General features: G+C 54.8%; 23 protein-coding genes. 22 read left to right on the top strand and 1 reads right to left on the bottom strand.

The features are described 5' to 3' along the window. Positions 1-37: 37 nt before the first annotated feature. The 22 genes from rnpM (at position 38) to JQC72_RS07605 (ending at position 20252) form a co-directional block, all read left to right on the top strand. Positions 38-316: an RNase P modulator RnpM gene (gene rnpM, locus JQC72_RS07500; protein WP_205494389.1), complete on the top strand. Its 279-nt coding sequence runs from the start codon at positions 38-40 to the stop codon at positions 314-316. Then, positions 309-605 (top strand): YlxQ family RNA-binding protein, encoded by a 297-nt coding sequence (locus JQC72_RS07505; RefSeq protein WP_205494391.1) that lies wholly within the window; start codon positions 309-311, stop codon positions 603-605. The genes rnpM and JQC72_RS07505 overlap by 8 nt, the downstream gene beginning before the upstream one ends. Before the next feature lie 18 nt (positions 606-623). Next, the gene (infB, locus tag JQC72_RS07510; protein ID WP_205494393.1) at positions 624-2861 is read left to right on the top strand and encodes a translation initiation factor IF-2; all 2238 of its coding nucleotides are present in this window, start codon (positions 624-626) and stop codon (positions 2859-2861) included. A 2-nt stretch (positions 2862-2863) separates the two neighbouring features. Further along, positions 2864-3145: a DUF503 domain-containing protein gene (locus tag JQC72_RS07515; protein WP_205494395.1), complete on the top strand. Its 282-nt coding sequence runs from the start codon at positions 2864-2866 to the stop codon at positions 3143-3145. A gap of 23 nt (positions 3146-3168) precedes the next feature. Continuing rightward, positions 3169-3528 (top strand): 30S ribosome-binding factor RbfA, encoded by a 360-nt coding sequence (gene rbfA, locus JQC72_RS07520; RefSeq protein WP_205494399.1) that lies wholly within the window; start codon positions 3169-3171, stop codon positions 3526-3528. After that, entirely contained in the window at positions 3509-4504 is a 996-nt protein-coding gene (locus JQC72_RS07525; protein WP_302104598.1) for a DHH family phosphoesterase, read from the top strand. The genes rbfA and JQC72_RS07525 overlap by 20 nt, the downstream gene beginning before the upstream one ends. Continuing rightward, complete coding sequence (gene truB / locus JQC72_RS07530) at positions 4501-5412, top strand: tRNA pseudouridine(55) synthase TruB (protein ID WP_205494400.1); 912 nt, start codon at positions 4501-4503, stop codon at positions 5410-5412. Before JQC72_RS07525 ends, truB begins: the two co-directional genes overlap by 4 nt. 6 nt (positions 5413-5418) lie before the next feature. Further along, positions 5419-6378, top strand: a complete 960-nt coding sequence (locus JQC72_RS07535; protein ID WP_205494401.1) for a bifunctional riboflavin kinase/FAD synthetase — start codon at positions 5419-5421, stop codon at positions 6376-6378. Positions 6379-6694: 316 nt separating this feature from the next. Further along, on the top strand, positions 6695-6964 hold the full coding sequence (gene rpsO, locus JQC72_RS07540) for a 30S ribosomal protein S15 (protein ID WP_205494410.1): 270 nt from the start codon (positions 6695-6697) through the stop codon (positions 6962-6964). A 123-nt stretch (positions 6965-7087) separates the two neighbouring features. After that, a complete protein-coding gene (locus tag JQC72_RS07545; protein WP_205494412.1) occupies positions 7088-9190 on the top strand; it encodes a polyribonucleotide nucleotidyltransferase in 2103 nt (700 codons plus the stop codon). A gap of 158 nt (positions 9191-9348) precedes the next feature. Beyond that, positions 9349-10329, top strand: coding sequence for a polysaccharide deacetylase family protein (locus JQC72_RS07550; protein ID WP_205494415.1), 981 nt, complete (start codon positions 9349-9351; stop codon positions 10327-10329). 78 nt (positions 10330-10407) lie between these two features. After that, entirely contained in the window at positions 10408-11661 is a 1254-nt protein-coding gene (locus JQC72_RS07555; protein WP_205494416.1) for a M16 family metallopeptidase, read from the top strand. Next, complete coding sequence (gene dut / locus JQC72_RS07560) at positions 11639-12097, top strand: dUTP diphosphatase (protein ID WP_205494417.1); 459 nt, start codon at positions 11639-11641, stop codon at positions 12095-12097. The genes JQC72_RS07555 and dut overlap by 23 nt, the downstream gene beginning before the upstream one ends. Before the next feature lie 22 nt (positions 12098-12119). Beyond that, positions 12120-12296, top strand: a complete 177-nt coding sequence (locus JQC72_RS07565) for an aspartyl-phosphate phosphatase Spo0E family protein (protein WP_205494418.1) — start codon at positions 12120-12122, stop codon at positions 12294-12296. A gap of 90 nt (positions 12297-12386) precedes the next feature. Further along, the gene (locus JQC72_RS07570) at positions 12387-12656 is read left to right on the top strand and encodes a YlmC/YmxH family sporulation protein (RefSeq protein WP_205494420.1); all 270 of its coding nucleotides are present in this window, start codon (positions 12387-12389) and stop codon (positions 12654-12656) included. A 110-nt stretch (positions 12657-12766) separates the two neighbouring features. Then, positions 12767-13666, top strand: a complete 900-nt coding sequence (gene dpsA, locus JQC72_RS07575; protein ID WP_205494421.1) for a dipicolinate synthase subunit DpsA — start codon at positions 12767-12769, stop codon at positions 13664-13666. Beyond that, on the top strand, positions 13663-14265 hold the full coding sequence (locus JQC72_RS07580; RefSeq protein ID WP_205494424.1) for a dipicolinate synthase subunit B: 603 nt from the start codon (positions 13663-13665) through the stop codon (positions 14263-14265). Before dpsA ends, JQC72_RS07580 begins: the two co-directional genes overlap by 4 nt. A 118-nt stretch (positions 14266-14383) precedes the next feature. After that, the gene (locus tag JQC72_RS07585) at positions 14384-15421 is read left to right on the top strand and encodes an aspartate-semialdehyde dehydrogenase (RefSeq protein ID WP_205494427.1); all 1038 of its coding nucleotides are present in this window, start codon (positions 14384-14386) and stop codon (positions 15419-15421) included. A gap of 15 nt (positions 15422-15436) precedes the next feature. Then, positions 15437-16675, top strand: a complete 1239-nt coding sequence (gene dapG, locus JQC72_RS07590; protein WP_205494429.1) for an aspartate kinase — start codon at positions 15437-15439, stop codon at positions 16673-16675. A 13-nt stretch (positions 16676-16688) separates the two neighbouring features. Further along, positions 16689-17561 carry a 4-hydroxy-tetrahydrodipicolinate synthase gene (gene dapA, locus JQC72_RS07595; protein WP_205495288.1) on the top strand — a complete coding sequence of 291 codons (873 nt, stop codon included), beginning with the start codon at positions 16689-16691 and terminating at the stop codon, positions 17559-17561. A gap of 329 nt (positions 17562-17890) precedes the next feature. Next, complete coding sequence (locus tag JQC72_RS07600) at positions 17891-18382, top strand: DUF3986 family protein (RefSeq protein ID WP_302104693.1); 492 nt, start codon at positions 17891-17893, stop codon at positions 18380-18382. A gap of 190 nt (positions 18383-18572) precedes the next feature. Then, positions 18573-20252, top strand: coding sequence for a ribonuclease J (locus JQC72_RS07605; protein WP_205494433.1), 1680 nt, complete (start codon positions 18573-18575; stop codon positions 20250-20252). A gap of 260 nt (positions 20253-20512) precedes the next feature. On the opposite strand, the gene JQC72_RS07610 is transcribed toward JQC72_RS07605, so the two are convergent. Further along, positions 20513-21145 (bottom strand): NAD(P)-dependent oxidoreductase, encoded by a 633-nt coding sequence (locus tag JQC72_RS07610; protein ID WP_205494435.1) that lies wholly within the window; start codon positions 21143-21145, stop codon positions 20513-20515. Between the last annotated feature and the right edge of the window lie 49 nt (positions 21146-21194).

Here is a 21194-nt window from a genome sequence, read left to right on the forward strand (position 1 = left end):
ACAACTTTCCATCCATCTGAAGGAGGTGGACGGAGCGATGCGGACCAGAAAGGTTCCGATGCGCAAGTGTGTCGCATGTCAGGAAATGATGCCGAAAAAGGAACTGATTCGGGTGGTTCGGACACCTGAGCAAGAGATCCTGATTGACCCCACCGGGAAAAAATCGGGCCGGGGTGCTTATCTGTGCGGCAAGGAGGAGTGCTTCCGGCTGGCCAAAAAGAAAAAAGCATTGGACCGGGCACTCAAAGTGCAGGTGGACGATTCGATCTACGACCGGTTACAAGAAGAATTGTCACGGGTGAAGTTGCATGGATAAACGGTTGCAACTGCTCGGATTGGCACAGCGTGCGGGGAAAGTCGTGACCGGAGAGGAAGCGGTGTTGCGGGCCATCCGCTCGGGTCAAGCCGCCGCGGTGATCTTGGCGGAAGATGCTTCCGACAATACGCGGAAGCGGTTTGCCGATAAATGTTCATACTATGATGTTCCCCTCTGGCACATGGGAACACGGACTGAACTGGGAAGAGCGATCGGGAAGCCGGAACGGGTGGTGATTGCGCTCACTGACCCCGGTTTTGCCCGTGCGATGAGGCAGAAGGCAGAGTAACAGACGGGGGTGACGAGTTTGACCAAATTGCGTGTATACGAATACGCGAAACAGATGAATATGAGCAGTAAAGAAGTAATAACCATCCTGCAACGGATGAACATCAATGTGAACAATCATATGAGCGTGATGGACGATCAAATGGTGCAAAAGGTGGAGCAGTTCATCAAAAAAGTGAAGGAGCAAAACGCTCCGGGCAAAGCGAAACCGTCCGGGGCGTCCGGCAACAAACGCCCGAACGGGTCGTCCAAAACACAAGGGGAAACCAAAGGACATCCAAAAGCGACGGAGCAAAAAAACATGGGTGGGAAGAACAAAGAGGCAAACATGAAGAAACAACGGAACAAAGCATCAAACGACAACGGGGAAACGGTCGGAGTAAAAGGAAAATCATCGCGTAAAGGTGCGTTTGACAACCGCGACAGCGGCGGAAAAAAAGGACGGGGCAAAAAACAAAAAGACCGGAATCGCCGTCCTGCACAGGTGGAGAAACCGGCACCGAAACTGCCGTCGGAAATTGAGATTTCGGGACCGATGACGGTCGGTGAAGCAGCCAAATTGATGCGTCGGGAAGCTGCCGATGTGATCCGCAAGCTGATGGGACTCGGTGTGTTGGCCACCATCAACCAGGAAATCGATCCGGATACGATCACCCTGGTCGCGGAGGAATACGGCATCAAGGTAAAAGTCAAAGAACAGATCGACGAATCGGCCTTTGAGGAAATCGAAGAAGTCGATGCGCCGGAAGACTTGCAGGAGCGGCCGCCCGTGGTCACCATCATGGGGCACGTGGACCACGGAAAAACCACGCTGTTGGACACGATTCGCCACTCCAACATCACGGCGGGAGAAGCCGGGGGCATCACCCAGCATATCGGGGCATACCAAGTGGAAGCCAACGGCAAGAAAATCACGTTCCTCGACACTCCGGGGCACGCCGCGTTCACGACGATGCGGGCACGCGGAGCCAAAGTGACGGACATCACCGTACTGGTCGTCGCTGCGGATGACGGTGTGATGCCACAGACCGTCGAAGCGATCAACCACGCCAAAGCGGCCGACGTGCCGATTATCGTGGCGGTGAACAAGATGGACAAACCGGATGCCAACCCGGACCGCGTCAAACAACAATTGATGGAACACGGTTTGGTGCCGGAAGAATGGGGCGGCGACACCATTTTTGTTCCTGTGTCCGCACTCAAGGGTGAAGGGATCGACGAGCTTTTGGAAATGATTCTGCTCGTTGCGGAAGTGCAGGAATTGAAAGCCAACCCCAATAAACGTGCCCGCGGCGTCGTCATCGAAGCCGAGCTGGACAAGGGACGCGGACCCGTCGCCACCGTGTTGGTGCAAAACGGGACGTTGCGTGTCGGCGACAGCATCGTGGCCGGCAACTATTTCGGTAAAGTGCGGGCGATGGTCAATGACCGCGGCCGCCGGGTCAAAGCGGCACCCCCGTCCACACCGGTGGAAATTTTGGGTTTGCAGGACGTGCCGAATGCCGGGGATGCGTTCATGGTCTTTGAAGATGAGAAAAAAGCACGGGCCATCGCCGAAAAGCGGGCTGAGAAGCAGCGGCAACAGGAGCTGCGTGCGCAAAGTCGCGTCACGTTGGATGATCTGTACAAGCATATTCAGGAAGGCGAAGTGAAGGAGCTCAACATCATCATCAAGGCTGATGTGCAGGGTTCGGTGGAAGCGCTGCGCGGTGCCTTGGAGAAGATCGATGTCGAGGGGGTTCGGGTGAAGATCATCCACTCCGCCGTGGGTGCGATCACCGAATCCGACATCATCCTGGCATCCGCTTCCAATGCGATCATCATCGGTTTCAACGTCCGGCCGGAAACTAATGCCCGTGCCGCGGCGGAGCAGGAAAAAGTGGATATTCGTCTGCACCGCGTGATTTACGATGTGATCGAGGAAATCGAAGCGGCGATGAAGGGAATGCTGGACCCCGAATACGAAGAAAAAGTGGTCGGTTCGGCAGAAGTGCGCCAGATCTTCAAAGTCTCCCGGATCGGGACGATTGCCGGTTGCTACGTCACGGAGGGCAAAATCGTCCGCGACGGAAAAGTGCGCTTGATTCGCGACGGCATCGTGGTACACGAAGGGGAGATCGATACGCTGAAACGCTTCAAAGACGATGTGCGTGAAGTTGCCCAAGGATACGAGTGCGGTTTAACCCTGAAAAACTTTAACGACATCAAAGAGGGCGATGTAGTCGAAGTGTACGTCATCCAAGAAGTGGAGCGGTGAACGTGTACGTCGGCATTCAGGAATGTGAGGGACGGATCATCGGTTCCACCTCGCTCAAAGAGAAGCGTCGGGTGATCAAGAGCGGGATCAGCCGGATTCAACACCGGTTCAACCTGTCGGTGGCGGAAGTCGGATTCCAGGACGACCGCCAACGCACCCGCCTTGCCATGGCCGGAGTCGGCTCCAGCAAAAAAGTGGTGGAACAGGAACTCCGGCAGGCTTTGCGCCTGCTGGAGGATTTGGATGGATTGGAAATATTGCACGCGGAACTATCGTTCGTGTAGATCACCAGGAGGAGGTATCGGCGATGGCTCGCATCCGCGTGAGTCGCGTCGGCGAACAGATCAAAAAAGAGTTGAGCCAGATTTTGCAACAGGAACTGAAAGACCCCCGCATCGGGTTTGTTACGATTACATCGGTTGAAATGAGCGGGGATCTTCAACACGCCAAAATATATGTCAGCGTCATGGGTGACGAAGAGCAGAAGAAAAACACCTTGGCTGCTTTGAACAAAGCCAAGGGCTTTATCCGGTCCGAGCTCGGGCGCCGCATTGCCCTGCGTCATACGCCCGAGCTGGTTTTCAAGGTGGATGAATCGATCGAACACGGTCAATACATCAATCAATTGTTGAGAGAAGTGAAGACGGATGATGCGGGAAACCGGTAATCAATTGGAGGCGGCCACCCGTTTCGTTCAGGACGCTGACCGGATTCTCGTGGTTTCCCATGTCAATCCCGACGGCGACGCGATCGGTTCGACCTTGGCCGTCGGGCAAATCCTGAAACAATTGGGAAAACGTTACATGATGGTCAACGAATCCGCCATCCCGCAGAAATATCAATTTCTCCCGGATTGCGACCAAATCCGGTCCCCGGAAGATCTTCGCACCGAGGCGCCGTTTTCCCATGTAATCGCAGTGGATGCGGCGGATGCGGATCGCATGGGGGAGTGTCGGAAGCTGTTCGTACGGGACGTGCACATACTCAACATCGACCATCACGCCACCAATGACCGCTTCGGCACGGTCAACGTGGTCATCCCGGATGCGGCGGCGACGGCACAAGTGCTGTACGATTGGGTCGAAGAGATGGGATTGGAGTGGACCCGGGAGTTGGCCACCTGCATTTATACCGGGTTATTGACCGACACGGGCGGTTTTCGTTACGCCAACACCACCCCTCGGGTGATGAACCAGGCAGCCCACCTGATTGACCGGAAAGTGGAAGCGCACCGGATTGCGGAGGAAGTGTTGGAAACCACTACGTTGGCGCATTTGCAGTTGTTGCGCAAAGCGTTGGAAACGCTGCGCCTGTCCAAAGACGGGCAGATCGCTTGGATGTGGATCCGCCGGCGAGACATCGAAGCGACGGGAGCCAAAGAAGAGGATTGGGACGGCATCGTCAATTACGCCCGTAATGTGGTGGGGGTCGATGTGGGCATTCTGTTCCGTGAAGTCAATGAGAAAACAATCCGTGTCAGTTTTCGCTCGCGCAGAATCGTGGATGTCGGCGCATTGGCCCAGACGTTGGGCGGAGGTGGTCATGCACGGGCGGCCGGCTGCACGATCATGGGAAGCGCCGGGGAAGTGGAACGGCAAGTGTTGCAAAAGGTGGCCAGCGCCCTGCGGCGCGTGGTGTCATGACGATTCACGGCATCATTCCCGTGCATAAAGCCCCCGGCATGACTTCCCATGATGTGGTGGCCCGCATCCGCAAGCTGACGGGACAAAAGCGCGTCGGCCACACCGGTACGCTGGACCCCGACGTGGAGGGTGTTCTTCCCGTATGTGTGGGACAAGCCACGCGAATCGTGGAGTATATTCAGGAATTGCCCAAACAGTATCTCGGTACCATGGTACTGGGCCGTTCCACCGACACGGAGGACGCCTCGGGGGAAGTGGTGGAGGATCGTCCCGTCGATCGCGTCGATCCCGCCGATATAAACGAGGCGTTCCGGCGTTTCCACGGCACCATCACGCAAGTTCCACCGATGTTTTCGGCGGTGAAGGTAAAGGGAAAACGATTGTATGAGTTGGCGCGCGAAGGAAAGGAAGTCAAACGCCCGGCCAGACAGGTGACCATCTATCGCTTGCACGCTACCCGGATTCAGCCGGAAGGACCCTATCCCGAAGTGGACTTCGATGTCACCTGCTCCCGAGGAACTTATGTGCGAACGCTGTGTGTCGACATCGGCAAAGCGTTGGGATATCCCGCTCATATGGCCCGCTTGACCCGGGTGAGGAGTGGCCCTTTTGTCTTGGAGGACGCAGTGACATTGGAAGAATTGGCGGAAGTGGCGGCGGATGGAAAATGGGAGGAAGTGCTCCATCCGATCGATGCGGTATTGGGCCATTTTCCGGCTGTCGTGGTGTCCGGGCGGGACGAATCCGGTGTGTTGAACGGACAGCCCCTTGAATGCGAACCGTTCGAAGGATGCGACCCGGAAGGGCGTCTGATCCGGGTTTACGGTGACACACACGGTTTTTGCGGTATTTACCGGTTGAATAACGACGGTGTTGCTTTGGCAGAAAAAGTGTTCCGGAATGGGTGAGGCGACATGGAGACGATTCATCTGCAATATCCGTTACATTCCAATCAACCCGTGCCACCGGTGGCGTTGGCAATCGGCTATTTTGACGGTGTCCATCGGGGACATCAGGCAGTGATTCGGCAAGCCCGGCGGATGGCGCAAGAGCGGGGGATCCAAACAGCGGTGATGACATTCCATCCCCATCCCAGGGAAGTGTTGGGCCGGGTCAAGATGTCCCGATACCTCACCCCCCTTCCGGAAAAGCTGGAACAGTTTGCGCAACTGGGAGTGGACCGGACGTATGTGATGAGGTTTGACCGGGATTTCGCCGGCCTTTCCAGGGAATCATTCGTGGAAGAAGTGTTGATCCCGCTCCGCGTACAGGCGGTCGCCGTCGGGTTCAACTTTCGGTTTGGCCACCGTGCGCAAGGGTGCGCGCAAGATCTGGGCGTATTGGCAAAAAACCGATTCCTTGCCCAAGTGGTCATGCCGGTAGGGGTTGAGGGCGTCACCGTCAGCAGCACACATCTGCGCCATGCACTGGGCAACGGGGAAATCGAGTTGGCTCGTCGCATACTGGGACGTCCCTATACCGTGAAGGGAACGGTGGTCCACGGTGACAAGCGGGGGCGAACCATCGGCTTTCCGACGGCCAATGTGCAACCAGCGGAACCGTATCTGATTCCCAAAAACGGGGTCTATGTGGTACAAGTGCGGCGGAATGGCCGGATCGAGACCGGCGTCATGAACATCGGGACCCGTCCGACCTTTGATGATCCCGTTCCGCGGCATACATTGGAAGTGCATCTGTTCGACGTGAACGAAGATCTGTACGGTCAAACCCTGGAAGTGGCGTTCCTCCATTTTCTGCGGGAAGAAAAACGATTTGATTCCGTGGATGCACTGGTCAAACAGATTCAGGAGGATGTCGCCCAGGCACGCAACTGGTTGACGACCCACGGATGGATTGGCCAACAAATGGGATAGGGGCGTGTCGCAACTCACCTTGGCGAACCTCCCGGCCCGACACGGGGTACGCACCGGCAGGTTATTGCCAGGCAAAGTGTATTTTGCCCGCGTTTTAAGCCCGCTTCCCGGAAAGGAACGGGTGAAGTGAACCGGAAAATCGAGGGTAAAAATTCATTTCGGGAGTACCATTTTGCATCGTACTTATGTTATACTGTTATTCGGCACTTCGAACGTATGGGTTCGATGTGACAACAGACCCTGGCGCGGGTGATCGAGTCACCTCGGCGATGACCTGGGCTATGGGCATACGCAATCAAAAGGAGGTGAAACGGCGATGAGCTTGAGCCAAGAACGGAAGCGCGAAATCATCGACGAGTTCAAAACGCACGAGAACGACACCGGATCCCCGGAAGTGCAAATCGCCATTTTGACGCAACGGATCAATGAACTCAACGAGCATCTGAAGAAGCACAAAAAAGACCACCATTCCCGTCGCGGTCTCTTGAAAATGGTGGGGCATCGCCGGAACTTGCTCAACTACCTGAAAAAGAAGGACATTGCGCGTTACCGTCAATTGATTGAAAAACTGGGATTGCGTCGGTGACAAAAAGCGGGGTATTCCCCGCTTTTTTCAGTAGATGCCCTCTAAAACCACAGGGGGCAGGAAATACTGGTTAGATGAAGAAATTTAGCAATGTGCTGTTTGAGAGGAGGATACGTACTCGCTATGGAACCTGCAAAATTTGAGACAGAATTGGCCGGAAGGCGACTTGTCCTGGAATTTGGCAGCTACGCCAATCAGGCCAATGGTTCGGTCCTGGTGCGATATGGAGATACAGTGGTCCTCGCGACGGCGGTAGCCTCCAAAGAGCCGAGGGACACCGACTTTTTCCCGCTGACGGTCAACTACGAAGAGCGTTTGTACGCGGTCGGCAAGATCCCCGGCGGTTTTATCAAACGGGAAGGACGGCCGAGCGAAAAAGCGGTGTTGGCCAGCCGGTTGATCGACCGACCGATTCGGCCGCTGTTTCCGGATGGTTTCAGGAACGAGGTGCAAGTGGTTTGCTTGGTCCTGTCGGTCGATCAGGATTGTTCATCCGAGATTGCCGCGATGATCGGCGCATCCGCCGCGCTGTCGGTTTCTGACATCCCGTTTGCAGGCCCGATTGCCGGCGTGATCGTCGGACGGGTGGACGGGAAGCTGGTAATCAACCCGACAGTGGAACAGATGGAAAAAAGCGACATGCATCTCGTGGTGGCCGGTACGAAAGATGCTATCAACATGGTGGAGGCCGGGTCCGACGAGGTGCCGGAAGAAGACATCCTCGAAGCGATTCTCTACGGCCATGAGACGGTGCGTCGACTGGTCGAGTTTCAGGAGGAAGTCGTCCGAGCGATCGGCAAGGAGAAAATGGTGCCCGAGCTGTACGAGGTGCCGGAAGAGCTGGAGCGTCGCGTTCACGAGATGGCGACGGACCGGTTGATCCAGGCGGCGCAGATCGTGGAGAAACAGGAACGGCAAAACGCGATCGATGCGATCAATCAGGAAGTGCTGGAGGCACTTGCGGAGGAATATCCGGAGCAGGAAGCGGATATCCTCAATGTGCTGCATGACATTCTCAAAAAAGAAGTGCGCCGCATGATTCTCGAGGAAGGCAAACGGCCCGACGGACGGACCGCAGAAGAGATCCGACCGTTATCCAGCGAAGTTCACATTTTGCCGCGCACGCACGGTTCCGGTCTGTTCCGGCGGGGTCAGACGCAAGTGCTCAGTGTGTGTACCCTGGGTGCGCTGGGAGATGTGCAGATTTTGGACGGTTTGGATTTGGAGGAGTCCAAGCGGTTCATGCACCATTACAATTTCCCGCCTTTCAGCGTCGGCGAGGCACGACCGATACGGGCGCCGGGACGGAGGGAAATCGGCCACGGTGCGTTGGGTGAACGCGCGTTGGAGCCCGTCATTCCTTCTGAGGACGAATTCCCCTACACCATCCGGTTGGTATCGGAAGTGCTGGAGTCCAACGGTTCCACCTCCCAGGCCAGCATTTGTGCATCCACGTTGGCGTTGATGGATGCGGGTGTACCGATCAAGGCTCCGGTGGCCGGTATCGCGATGGGATTGGTCAAAGAGGGCGACCGGGTGGCGGTGCTGACGGACATCCAGGGCATGGAAGACCACTTGGGTGACATGGACTTCAAAGTGGCCGGTACACGCAAAGGGGTCACCGCCCTGCAGATGGACATCAAGATTGAAGGCATCAACCGTGACATCTTGAAAGCGGCGTTGGAGCAGGCACGCAAGGCTCGGATGAAGATCTTGGACAACATGGCGCAAGCGATCGCAGAACCGCGCAAAGAGTTGTCGCCTTACGCCCCGAAAATCCTGACGATGCGCATCCATCCCGACAAGATCCGCGATGTGATCGGACCGAGCGGTCGTGTGATCAACCGCATCATCGACGAAACGGGCGTCAAAATCGACATCGAACAAGACGGTCGCATCTACATCGCTTCCACCGATCCGAAACAAAACGAAGCAGCCAAGAAAATCATCGAAGACCTGGTGCGCGAGGTGGAAGTGGGCGAAACGTATCTCGGTACAGTCAAGCGGGTGGAGAAATACGGCGCCTTCGTCGAGGTCCTTCCGGGCAAGGAAGGTTTGGTCCACATCTCGCAACTGGCTGAAAATCGGGTGGCCAAAGTGTCGGATGTCGTGAAAGTGGGAGACACGATTCTGGTCAAGGTAACGGAGATCGACGACCAGGGACGGATCAACCTGTCGCGCAAAGCGGTATTGAAGGAGCAGCCCAACATCAAGATCAAGAACTGAACAGGGTCCCGTTTCCCCGCCCGACGGGGCGGACCCGGAATTTTTCAAAAAAGAGTCAGAGCCGATCTGCCTCTTTTTTATTTGTTCGCGTACAAGCTTCGCATAGGGTGAGGATCGCCTGCATACGTTAGTACCAGCCCGGACGGGAGGTGCTTTCGGTGAGGCGATGGACGGCCAAAGGGGCCTTTTTGTTGATCTGTTTGCCGGTGGTGTGGGGGCTGGTTTCATCGGAACCCGTGGCCTCATATGTGAGCCGGATCAAGGGAAAGGCCGAGCCGGTCTGGCATTCCGACGACCTGTATGCCCGGATTCGGCAGGAAGCGCAAAAACGCGGAGAACCGCCGATCGATGCGCGGGTCGATCGGGTATGGAAAGCCATTCCGGGCTATGACGGTGTTGAGGTTGATGTGGAAGCCACCTACCGTTTGGCCAAGCGTAAAGGGTGGGTGGAACCGAAACAGTGGATTTACCGGGTTGTGCCCGCCCGGGTGAAACTGGACGATCTGGGACCCCACCCGATCTATCGCGGCAATGAACGGAAGCCCATGGCTGCGTTGATGATCAATGTGGCATGGGGCACGGAACATCTGCCCGCCATGTTGAATATCCTGCGGAAAGAACGGATCAAGGCGACGTTTTTTCTTGATGGATCGTGGTTGAAGCGTCATCCGTCCGATGCGAAACGGTTGGCGGCGGACGGGCACGAGATCGGCAATCATGCCTATTCTCATCCGATGATGAGCCGGCTTTCGCGGGAGCGGATGCGAATTGAGATGCAAAAGACGGAGCAGTTGATCCGTCAGACGTTGGGGATTCGATCGCGATGGTTCGCACCGCCAGCCGGCGATTACAATCAGGCGGTCGTGGAAGAAGCCGCCCGATTGAACATGAAAACGGTGTTGTGGACGGTGGACACGGTAGACTGGCGTCCCACCTCCACACCGGAATGGATGACGACCCGTGTGAAGAGAGGTGCCTCCAACGGTGCGCTGGTGCTGATGCATCCCACCGACCGAACCGTAACGGCACTGCCTCAAATCATAAGCGTAATGAAGCAAAATGGAATAAAACTGGGAACGGTCAGTGAAGTTCTGTCATCCAGCAGGGTGGAATCGGTTGAGCCCGTTCCGCCGTTTTGATATAGTAGGGATACTTCTCTCTCCAAAAGACGTTTTCTTCCAAATCAACAACAGATGCAGTCCATAAGGAGGATCAACGTGATCGTTCAACATACATTGCCCAACGGAGTTCGTGTCGTGGCCGAACAGATTCCGTACGTACGTTCGGTGGCGTTGGGGTTGTGGGTCGGCGCCGGTTCCCGTCACGAATCCGAAAAAGACAACGGAATATCCCACTTTATCGAGCACATGCTGTTCAAGGGAACAAAGAAACGGACAGCGCGTCAATTGGCTGAAGCGTTTGATGAGATCGGCGGTCAGGTGAACGCCTTCACATCCAAGGAGATGACGTGCTATTACGCCAAGGTGCTGGATCAGCATTTTCCGATCGCGTTGGATATTTTGGCGGATATGTTTTTTGAATCGACGTTTGCCGAAGGGGAAATCACCAAAGAACAAAAGGTGATCGTCGAAGAGATTCGGATGGTGGAGGACACCCCGGATGATCTGATCCATGATCTGTTGTCGTCGGTTGCTTTGAAAAACCATCCGCTGGGGTATCCGATCCTGGGCAGTGAAAGCAACGTGCGTTCCTTTGATCGCGGTCGTCTGTTGTCCTATCGTGACCGATACTATCGGCCGGACAATCTGGTCATCGCCCTTGCGGGACATCTGCCGGATGATTTCATGTCATTGGTGGAATCTTATTTTGCGTCATTTACGAGCAAACAGACGGCGGAAGTGAAAGAATCTCCCTCGTTTTCCCATGAAGTGATCACCCGGCAAAAACAGACGGAGCAAACCCATCTCTGTTTGGGATTGCCCGGTGTCTCGCTGGCTGATGAGCGCATTTATCCTTTTATCCTTCTCAACAATATCCTCGGGGGCAACATGAGCTCCCGGCTATTCCAGGAAATACGGGAAGAGCGTGGGCTGGCCTATTCGGTTTACTCTTATCATTCCGCTTATCGTGATTGCGGTTTGTTCGCCGTTTATGCGGGAACGGCCCATGGGCAGGAAGAAGAAGTGACCGATCTGATTCTCCGGATACTGGAGGACGTTCGGGAAAACGGTGTGACGGAATCGGAATTGAAAAAAGCCAAGGAACAGATGAAGGGTAGCATGATGTTGGGTCTGGAGAGCACCAGCAACCGGATGAGCCGGTTGGGTAAAAACGAGTTGCTTCTCGGTCGGCATCTCACTTTGGACGAGATGGTGGCGCGTTTGGAAGATGTCACCTTGGAAGACGTCCGCACCATTGCCCGCGAAATTTTCTCTCAGCCGCTGTCGCTGGCCCTGATTTCCCCGTCCGGGAACATTCCCGCATCGTATGGGAGGGATCGACTTGTTTGAAGTGCGCATCCATCAACTTCCCGGTTGCGAAGATTTGCCGCTGCCGGAGAAAATGTCGGAACAAGCCAGCGGGTTCGATCTCAGGGCGGCGGTGATGGAACCGCTGTTGATCGAACCGGGACAGTGGAAATTGATTCCCACCGGCATCGCGTTGGAAATGCCTTCCGGGTTGGAAGCGCAGGTTCGGCCACGCAGCGGTTTGGCGCTCAAAAAGGGAATCACGGTGTTGAATACCCCGGGGACGATCGACGCCGATTACCGGGGAGAGCTGAGAATCATCCTGATCAACCTGGGAGAAGAAATCTTCACCGTTGAACGCGGTGACCGGATTGCCCAACTGGTCTTTCAGCAAGTGCCGCAAGTTCGGTTGACGCCGGCGAGGGAGTTAAGCAAAACCGCCCGGGGCAGCGGCGGTTTTGGTCACACCGGAATCTGAACATAAAGCGGGGGGACATGCGATGGAACCGACGCGTTTAACCGTGTTGGAACAGGAAATGGAGCGGTTGCGGGTGGAATTGCACCAAACGGCGAATACCGATCCGCGGCATTGGTCCCAGGCGACCCTGCTGCCGATCAGCAAGCAACTGGATGCACTGATTGTTGAGTACTACAAGGAAAAGAAGAAACAAATGTGATGGAAGGCACCCTGAAAGGGGTGCTTTTTTCATACCCGCTCGGACGAGGCGATACACTGTTAACAGAGTTCAGAAAAAGGGGGAAGTGTGATGCGATGGAGCGAGCTGGCGGGAAAAGAACTGATCGATTTGCAAAACGGGCAACGGTTGGGTGAATTGGGGCGGGCGGATCTGCTCGTCGATCCTCAGACAGGGGAAATCGGATCACTGCTGTTTCCGGTTGGTCATTCATGGTTTCAACGGAGGCAGGACATGTTGAGCATTTCCTGGAGCAGAATTCGCAAAATTGGGCCGGATATGGTGATCGTTGACTCGGTCGGGGAACGAAACGGTTGGCATCACGGCGGCAAAGGGCGGTAACCGATTCTTTTACCCTGTCATATGATGGCATCATACAGCGGCGATTTCCTATTGGGAGGGTTCGGTTGGGGACGTCTCGTGAACGCTCCAAGGGAAAGGGGTCTTGGAGGATGCTGACAGGGAAACATGTCGCGTTCCTCGGCGGGGATGCCCGTCAGTTGGAAGTGATCAAAAGTTGCATTGAACTGCATGCCACAGTGAGTTTGATCGGGTTCGACAACCTGCAAAAGCCGTTCAGTGAAGCGAACCACCGCGAATTGACCCATGAATTGCTCGAAACGGTGGACATTTTGGTGTTGCCGATCGTGGGAACGGATGAGAACGGTCAGGTGGACAGTGTTTTCACCTCCAAAAAATTGGTCCTGACGGAAAAGCACATACAATCCCTGCCCCGTCACGCCACCATCTATGCCGGCATGGCCAAACCGTACCTGCAGAATCTCTGTGCGGCTCATGGGATACGTCTGATCGAACTGCTGAACCGGGACGATGTGGCCATCTACAACTCCATTCCGACGGTGGAAGGTGCACTGATGATGGCCATTCAAAACACTGATTTCACCATTCACGGTTCCGTGTCGATGGTGTTGGGGCTGGGGCGTGTCGGATTGACACTGGCACGAACGTTGAGCGCGCTTGGCGCGAAAACCCGTGTGGGTGTTCGAAGGTCGGAACATGTGGCTCGCGCGGTAGAAATGGGCTTGCAACCTTTTTACTTACATGATTTGGCGCGGCAGGTACATGATGTGGACTTATTGTTTAATACCGTTCCCTCCTTGGTCGTGACGGCGCAAGTGATTGCGCGGATGCCGCACCATGCGGTCATCATCGACCTGGCGTCCAAACCCGGCGGCGTCGATTTCCGGTACGCGGATAAGAGGGGAATCAAAGCAATGCTGGCCCCCAGTCTGCCCGGCATCGTGGCTCCCAAGACGGCGGGTCGGATCCTGGCGCGGACGATGACCCGCCTGATGATGCAGGACATGGGGACGGAAGAGGTGAAAACATGAACCTGCAAGATAAAACGATTGGATTTGCATTGACCGGTTCTCACTGCACCCATGACGAAGTGTTGCCGCAGATGAAGCGACTCGTTCAATTGGGTGCCCGTGTCATCCCGATCATCTCTCATACGGTGGCCACGGTGGACAGCCGGTTTGGAACGGCGGAGGAATGGTTGTGCCGGATCAAGGAGATCACGCCGGAACCGATCATCTCCACCATACCGGAAGCGGAGCCGATCGGACCAAAAAAAATGTTGGATTGTCTCGTGATCGCACCCTGCACGGGCAACTCGCTGGCGAGATTGGCCAATGCCTTGACGGATGGCCCCGTTTTGATGGCGGCCAAAGCCCAGATGCGCAATCATCGCCCCGTGGTGATTGCCATCTCCACCAATGATGCATTGGGCTTGAACGCTGCAAACCTGGCAAAATTGTTGGCTGCCAAAGATATCTATTTTGTCCCTTTTGGACAGGACGCGCCCGAACAAAAACCCAAATCCATGGTGGCCAGGATGGAGTTGATCCCCGAAACCTGCGCAGCCGCGATGCAAGGTCGGCAATTACAACCCTTAATAGTTGAAAAGTATCGCTACTTGACTTCATAATAGTAAAGAGGCTTGTGAAGCAAACGAATGATACTGGTTTGCGACGCCAGCATATACAAGGGTTCGCCGCTTGTGGAACTGCATCGAGGCGAAACAGGAAACAGGGGAGGAGATGCCGATGTCCGCACAAACGTATACGGTGGCCGTAGTCGGCGCAACGGGTGCGGTGGGAGAACAAATGATCAAAACCCTGGAGGAGAGAAACTTTCCTGTCGGGGAACTGAAACCGTTGGCCTCCGCGCGGTCGGCCGGAACCACCGTTCGTTTCCGCGGTCAGGAGATCGTCGTTCAGGAAGCCACTCCGGAAGCGTTTGAAGGAGTGGATATTGCTTTGTTCAGCGCAGGCGGCGGTGTCAGTAAAGAATTGGCGCCCGAGGCGGCCAAGCGCGGGGCGGTGGTCGTGGACAACTCGAGCGCTTTCCGCATGGAGCCGGATGTACCGTTGGTGGTGCCGGAGGTGAACCCGGAAGAAATCAAAAAGCACAAAGGGATCATCGCCAACCCGAACTGCTCCACGATTCAGATGGTGGTGGCGCTGAAGCCGTTGTACGACCGTTACGGAATCGAACGGATCATCGTCTCCACCTATCAAGCCGTCTCCGGCTCCGGTGCCAAAGCGATGGCCGAGCTGGAGGCACAAACCCGCGCTTATGTGAACGGGGACGAAATGCCGCTCAACGTGATGCCGGTTGCCAAGTTGGATAAGCATTATCCGATCGCGTTCAACGTGATCCCGCAATGCGACGTGGCGCAGGAGAACGGGTACACGTTTGAGGAAATGAAAATGGTCAACGAAACCCGCAAGATTTTCGGGGATGAGACGATCGGCGTGTCCGCCACGTGCGTGCGTGTGCCGGTATTGAGCGGCCACAGTGAGTCCGTCTATGTGGAGTTGAAATCGGATTACGATCTGGACGAAGTGCGGGAGTTGTTGCAGAACGCACCGGGCGTGATCGTCCAAGACGACATTTTCGAACAGATCTATCCGATGCCGGCGAACGTAGCGGGGCGGACAGAGGTGTTCGTTGGCCGCATCCGTCGGGATTTGACCAACCCCCGCGGACTCAATCTGTGGGTAGTGGCGGACAACTTGTTGAAAGGCGCGGCAACCAACGCAGTACAGATCGCGGAAAAATGGATTGCATTTAAGGCATGAAGAAGGGATCGGTCAATGAAGATTTTAGTACAAAAGTTTGGCGGCACTTCGTTGGCCACCTATGAGTTGCGCCAACGGGTGATTCATCATATTCGGAACGGGTTGAACGAAGGATATCAACTGGTCGTGGTCGTGTCGGCGATGGGACGCAAGGGGGACCCCTACGCTACCGACACCTTGTTGGATCTGATCAATCAAAACGGGCGTTCTCTCCGAGCGAGAGAACGCGATTTATTGCTGAGTTGCGGAGAAATCATCTCCGCAACCACTTTGTCAAGCATGTTGCACCGGGAAGGAATCGATAATACGGTACTGACCGGTGGGCAAGCAGGCATCATTACCAATCATCAGCATAACAACGCTCAAATCATCACGATCAATCCCAACCGCATCCGTCAAGAGCTGAACAAGGGAAAAGTGGTCATCGTCGCCGGTTTTCAAGGAAAAACCACCGACGGCGAAATCACCACGCTTGGTCGCGGCGGGAGCGATACGACGGCCACCGCTCTGGGTGTTGCGCTGGGAGCGGAATTGGTGGATATCTTCACCGACGTGGACGGAATCATGACGGCTGATCCGCGGATCGTGGAGGATGCGGTTCCGTTGGAAACCGTCACCTATACGGAGATGTGCAATTTGGCCTTTCAGGGAGCCAAGGTGATTCACCCCCGTGCGGTGGAAATCGCCATGCAAACCAATGTACCGATTCGCGTCCGTTCGACGATGACGGATAATCCGGGGACGCTGGTCACCAGTGCCTCGGAAGTGACGCGTCTGGCCGGGGAAGTGCAGGATCGTCTGATCACCGGCATCACGCAAGTGCCCAATGTTACGCAGATCAAAGTAAAAGCCAAGGAAGGGCAATACGATTTTCAGCTCAAGGTGTTCAAGGCGATGGCCGAAAACGGCATCAGCGTCGATTTTATCAACGTCAACCCCAGCGGCGTTGCCTATACCGTGTTTGACGAATTGGCGGATCGGGCAGAAGAAATCCTCCGATCCATCGGTTTTGAACCGGAATTGCACCGTCATTGTGCCAAGGTCTCCGCGGTGGGCGCAGGTATCGCCGGTGTGCCGGGTGCGATGGCCAAGATGGTGGAGGCGTTGACGGAAGAGGATATTCAAATATTGCAGTCCGCCGATTCGCATACTACCTTGTGGGTGTTGGTGCGCGGGGAGGATATGGTGAAGGCGGTTCGGGCGTTGCACCGTAAATTTGAGCTGCACAACATCCACTGTCAGACGGCGGAGTGAACGGGGAGGGAACATCGTGAAATTCGGTCGATTGCTGACAGCCATGATCACGCCGTTCACCTCGGAAGGAACCATTGATTGGCCGAAGGTGTCGGCGTTGATCGATCATTTGATCGCCACAGGTACGGAGACGATCGTCGTCGCGGGAACAACGGGAGAATCGCCCACCCTCTCCCACGACGAGAAATTGGAGCTTTTCCGCCGTACGGTTCAACATGTGGCCGGCCGGGTCAAAGTGATGGCCAGTACAGGCAGCAACAACACGGCGGCTTCCGTCGCATTGACGCGAGAAGCCGAACAAACGGGCGTCGACGGTGTCATGTTGGTGGCGCCGTACTACAACAAACCGTCACAGGAGGGACTGTACCGACATTTCCGGACGGTGGCCGAGGCCACATCCCTTCCGGTCATGGTATACAACATTCCGGGTCGCACCGGGGTGAATATGACCGTGGAAACCATGGCCCGCTTGGCTGAGATCGACAATATTGTCGCTTTCAAGGAGGCAAGCGGCAATGTCATCCAGGCCGGGAAACTGGTTGAACGCGTACCCGAAGGCGTAGCGGTGTACAGCGGGGATGACGCACTCACCTTGCCGACGTTGGCGGTGGGCGGCCACGGGATCGTCAGTGTGGCCAGTCATGTTGTCGGCTCCGGTATGCAGAAAATGATGCAATCGTATTTTGCGGGCGATGTGCAGACCGCCGCCAAACTGCATGCACGGTATCTGCCGTTGTTTGAAGGTTTGTTTATGGCCCCCAATCCGGTGCCGGTCAAATATGCTCTGTCGCTCAAAGGATTGTGCGAACCGCACGTCCGGCTGCCGCTGGTTGAACTGGATGATGAACAAAAAGAAAAAGTGAAGGCATTGGTGGAGGCGTTGTAAGTCGCCTGAGGAAATTCTTTGTTGAGGGGTCCGGAACCGGACCCCTTTCTGCTTTGACACTCCCCACGTCTCTGAAGACGTGGGATTTCCGGGTCGTTGTGTCTTCAGCCGTTTCCGCTTTGGACAACCCCCGGGTTCAGGAATGTGTCATCGTTCCGTGCAGTGCTACAGCAAGGCTGCATGTATCCGCATGGGCGGTGTACCTGCGACCAACGGAAGTGCCCGTGGTATTACCCATGCACGGGTTCCTCTGACACACTCTCATGGTTTCCGCAGATATCCTGATATGACGCACAAAATCCTGCTGCCAGCAGGACGAGCACGGCTTGATGTTTCCAACATTTCGGGTTTGCCCTGACAATCCCGTGAAGGGGGATAACGGGCAAAGCAATCAAAATACCCAAGGTACTTCCTCTGGTCGCCGTGGGCTTTCGACCAACCAGTTTTGTCATCCGTCCGGTGAAAGAACGCTTTTTCCCCTTCAACAACGTGGTCGCCATACAGGGATGTCGGGAGATATGGGACATGGGCATGTCGGATTCTATGAGGACGGTTATGATATCGAAGCAATTGGTTTTGAGAACGAAGAAGAAACTTGGGATGTATACTTCAATGATTTCATGTATGAAGGATTGTTTGGTTTAAGTCACCCAAGAGATAAAACGCTTGGTGTACTCATATTCAAGGCCAAAAGTTACGATGATGCATGGGAGAAGTTCCATGAATGGGTCAAAAATGTATGGCTCCCATTCAAAGAGTCGGCTGAAGACACATCCCGCAACAAGCCGAGCAGACCGGAGAGGGTTACCGTCGGGAAGTAATCATCGAAGTCCAGTGGCTGAATGTCATCATGTTGGTCCCCGATTTTCGGGGACTTTTGTCTGTTTGGCAAAAAGTCGACTCAAATTTTTCTTCCCTTTCTTGCCAGAGGGTTTTCCATTCGTGTATAATAACCTTAAGTGACTTGTGCGGTTTCGGGTGAGCTACAACTGAATACAGGAGGTTACGTTTTTGACTAAGCACAACCTACGAGGCAAACTGACGATTTTTGCACTCGGTGGGTTGGATGAAATCGGGAAAAACATGTACGTGGTACAGTACGGGGATGATATCGTCGTCATCGATGCCGGACTGATGTTTCCTGAAGAAGACATGCTCGGGATCGATGTGGTGATTCCGGATATCACGTACCTGTTGGAAAATCGTGAGAAAGTACGCGGGATCATCATTACACACGGACACGAGGATCATATTGGCGCATTGCCTTACATTCTGCGCTATCTGAACGTACCGGTTTTCGGAACCAAGTTGACTTTGGGCCTGATCGAACACAAATTGCGCGAAGCGCATCTGTTGAACGAGACGAAACGGGTATTGATCAACAACCGCTCGGAGATCAAGCTTGGTTCGATGAAAGCGACGTTTTTCCGGACCAATCACAGCATTCCGGACTCGGTCGGTGTCTGCTTGGAAACACCGGAAGGAATCGTGGTGCACACCGGTGATTTCAAGTTCGATATGACGCCGGTGAACGGCCAGACAGCAGACTTGCACAAGATGGCGGAGATCGGAAAACGAGGAGTGTTGTGTCTGCTGTCGGACAGTACCAATGCTGAACGTCCAGGATTTACCGGATCGGAAAAAAGCGTGGGCGAATCGATCGAAGAAGTGTTTCGGAAAGCGAAGCAACGAATTATCGTCGCTACATTCGCTTCCAATATCCACCGTATCCAGCAGGTTGTGGATGCGTGTTACAACAACGGTCGCAAACTGGCCGTCGTGGGTCGGAGCATGGTTAACGTCGTCAATATCGGCATGGAACTTGGTTATCTGCGGGTGCCATCCGATTTGCTGATCGATCCGGATGATATCGGCCGGTTGCCTGCCAATCGGGTGGCGGTGATCTCCACCGGAAGCCAGGGAGAGCCGATGTCCGCTCTGACACGCATGGCACATGCTTCCCACAGGAAAGTGGAAGTGCTTCCGGGGGATACCGTTATCATCGCAGCCACACCGATTCCGGGGAACGAGAAATTCGTCGCACGCACGGTAGACCAATTGTTCCGAATCGGAGCAGATGTGGTGTACAACGCCAATACGCCAAACGGGGTTCACGTGTCCGGTCACGGTCACCAAGAGGACCTGAAACTGATGCTCAATCTGATCCGTCCCAAGTACTTCATCCCGATTCATGGTGAGTACCGCATGTTGCGGGCTCACGCCCAACTCGCCGAATCCGTCGGAGTGAAACCGGAAAACATTTTTATCTGCGATAATGGCGACACTGTCGAAATATCAAATGGAAAAGCGCGATACGGACCCAAGATTCCCACCGGCAACATTCTGATTGACGGCTTGGGGGTCGGAGATGTCGGCAATATTGTTTTAAGAGACCGCAAACTGTTGTCACAAGATGGAATTTTGGTGGTTGTAGTCACCCTCAGCAAAACCAACGGGGCCATCTTGTCCGGACCCGATATCATCTCGCGCGGTTTTGTCTACGTGCGCGAATCGGAACAACTGATGGAAGAAGCCAACCGCATCGTCACGCAGACGATGGAGAAATGCGTCAAAGATCGCGTCAGCGAATGGGCTTCTCTGAAAACCAGCATTCGGGATAGCCTGAGTCGATTCCTGTACGAACGGACGCGGCGACGGCCGATGATTTTGCCGATTATCATGGAAGTGTGATCTCGAGCCGAGAGTCCTTGTCTCACAAGGGCGCTCGGCTCGCTTCCTTTTAGTGGATGTACATATAATGCGAATGTCCTTTCTTGGCATTCTTCATAACGTCATACTCGCTGACAGCCGGACAAAACGAGGCAGCAGCGTCTCTTCTTGGGATACCACCTCAGTGACCAAACCGTCAATTCTCTTTGGAGGACAGGAGCAGAGTCACAATGGTGAAGTTCGAAGAAAGAATCCCGCGCTGTTGCTTCTTCGGCGTTATCCTAATTGCTTATGGCAGGGGCTTTTTGGATGTAAGTTGGATCTTGGAGTTGCTCAAGCATAAACCGGGCTAGATCGGCACGAGAAAGTCTGGCTCTGATGATTCCGTGACCATAATAACCAACCCGAACCTTGCCTGTACCCGGCTTATTGGTCAGAAACGGCACGCGCACCAGTGTCCAATCAAGCTCGGATGTGCGAATCGCGTCAGCCATGGTTACGATTTCTTTATATGCCCCGCGCATGCCAAGCTTTATCAAGGTGACCAAGAGCTGAAACTTGAAATCAAACCGGTCATTCGGATCACCAGCGCTTGCTGTGGATACAGCTATGATCCGACGTACACCATGTTTTTTCATCGCCGAGAGGATCTGTTTCGTCCCGGTGCTTAGTGGGGTTCCTTTCACATTTCCTGTCGGTCCCAAAAGACTGATGACCGCTTCTGCCCCACATACGGTCTGCTCAATCGCCTCTATGTCCGTCAACGAACCTTGCACAATCGTTAATCGTTCGCTTTTGATGGCCAGTTTTGCCGGATTGCGAGCGAACGCCACAACTTCATATCCGGCTTCAAGAGCCTGTTTGACAAGAAGCTGTCCCGTTATGCCTGTTGACCCGAAAACAGCGATTCGCATCTTGTTCACCTCCACTGATTGAGTGTAACTCAATCTGATTCAGGCTTCC

The organism is Polycladomyces zharkentensis (assembly GCF_016938855.1).
Lineage (GTDB): Bacteria > Bacillota > Bacilli > Thermoactinomycetales > JIR-001 > Polycladomyces > Polycladomyces zharkentensis.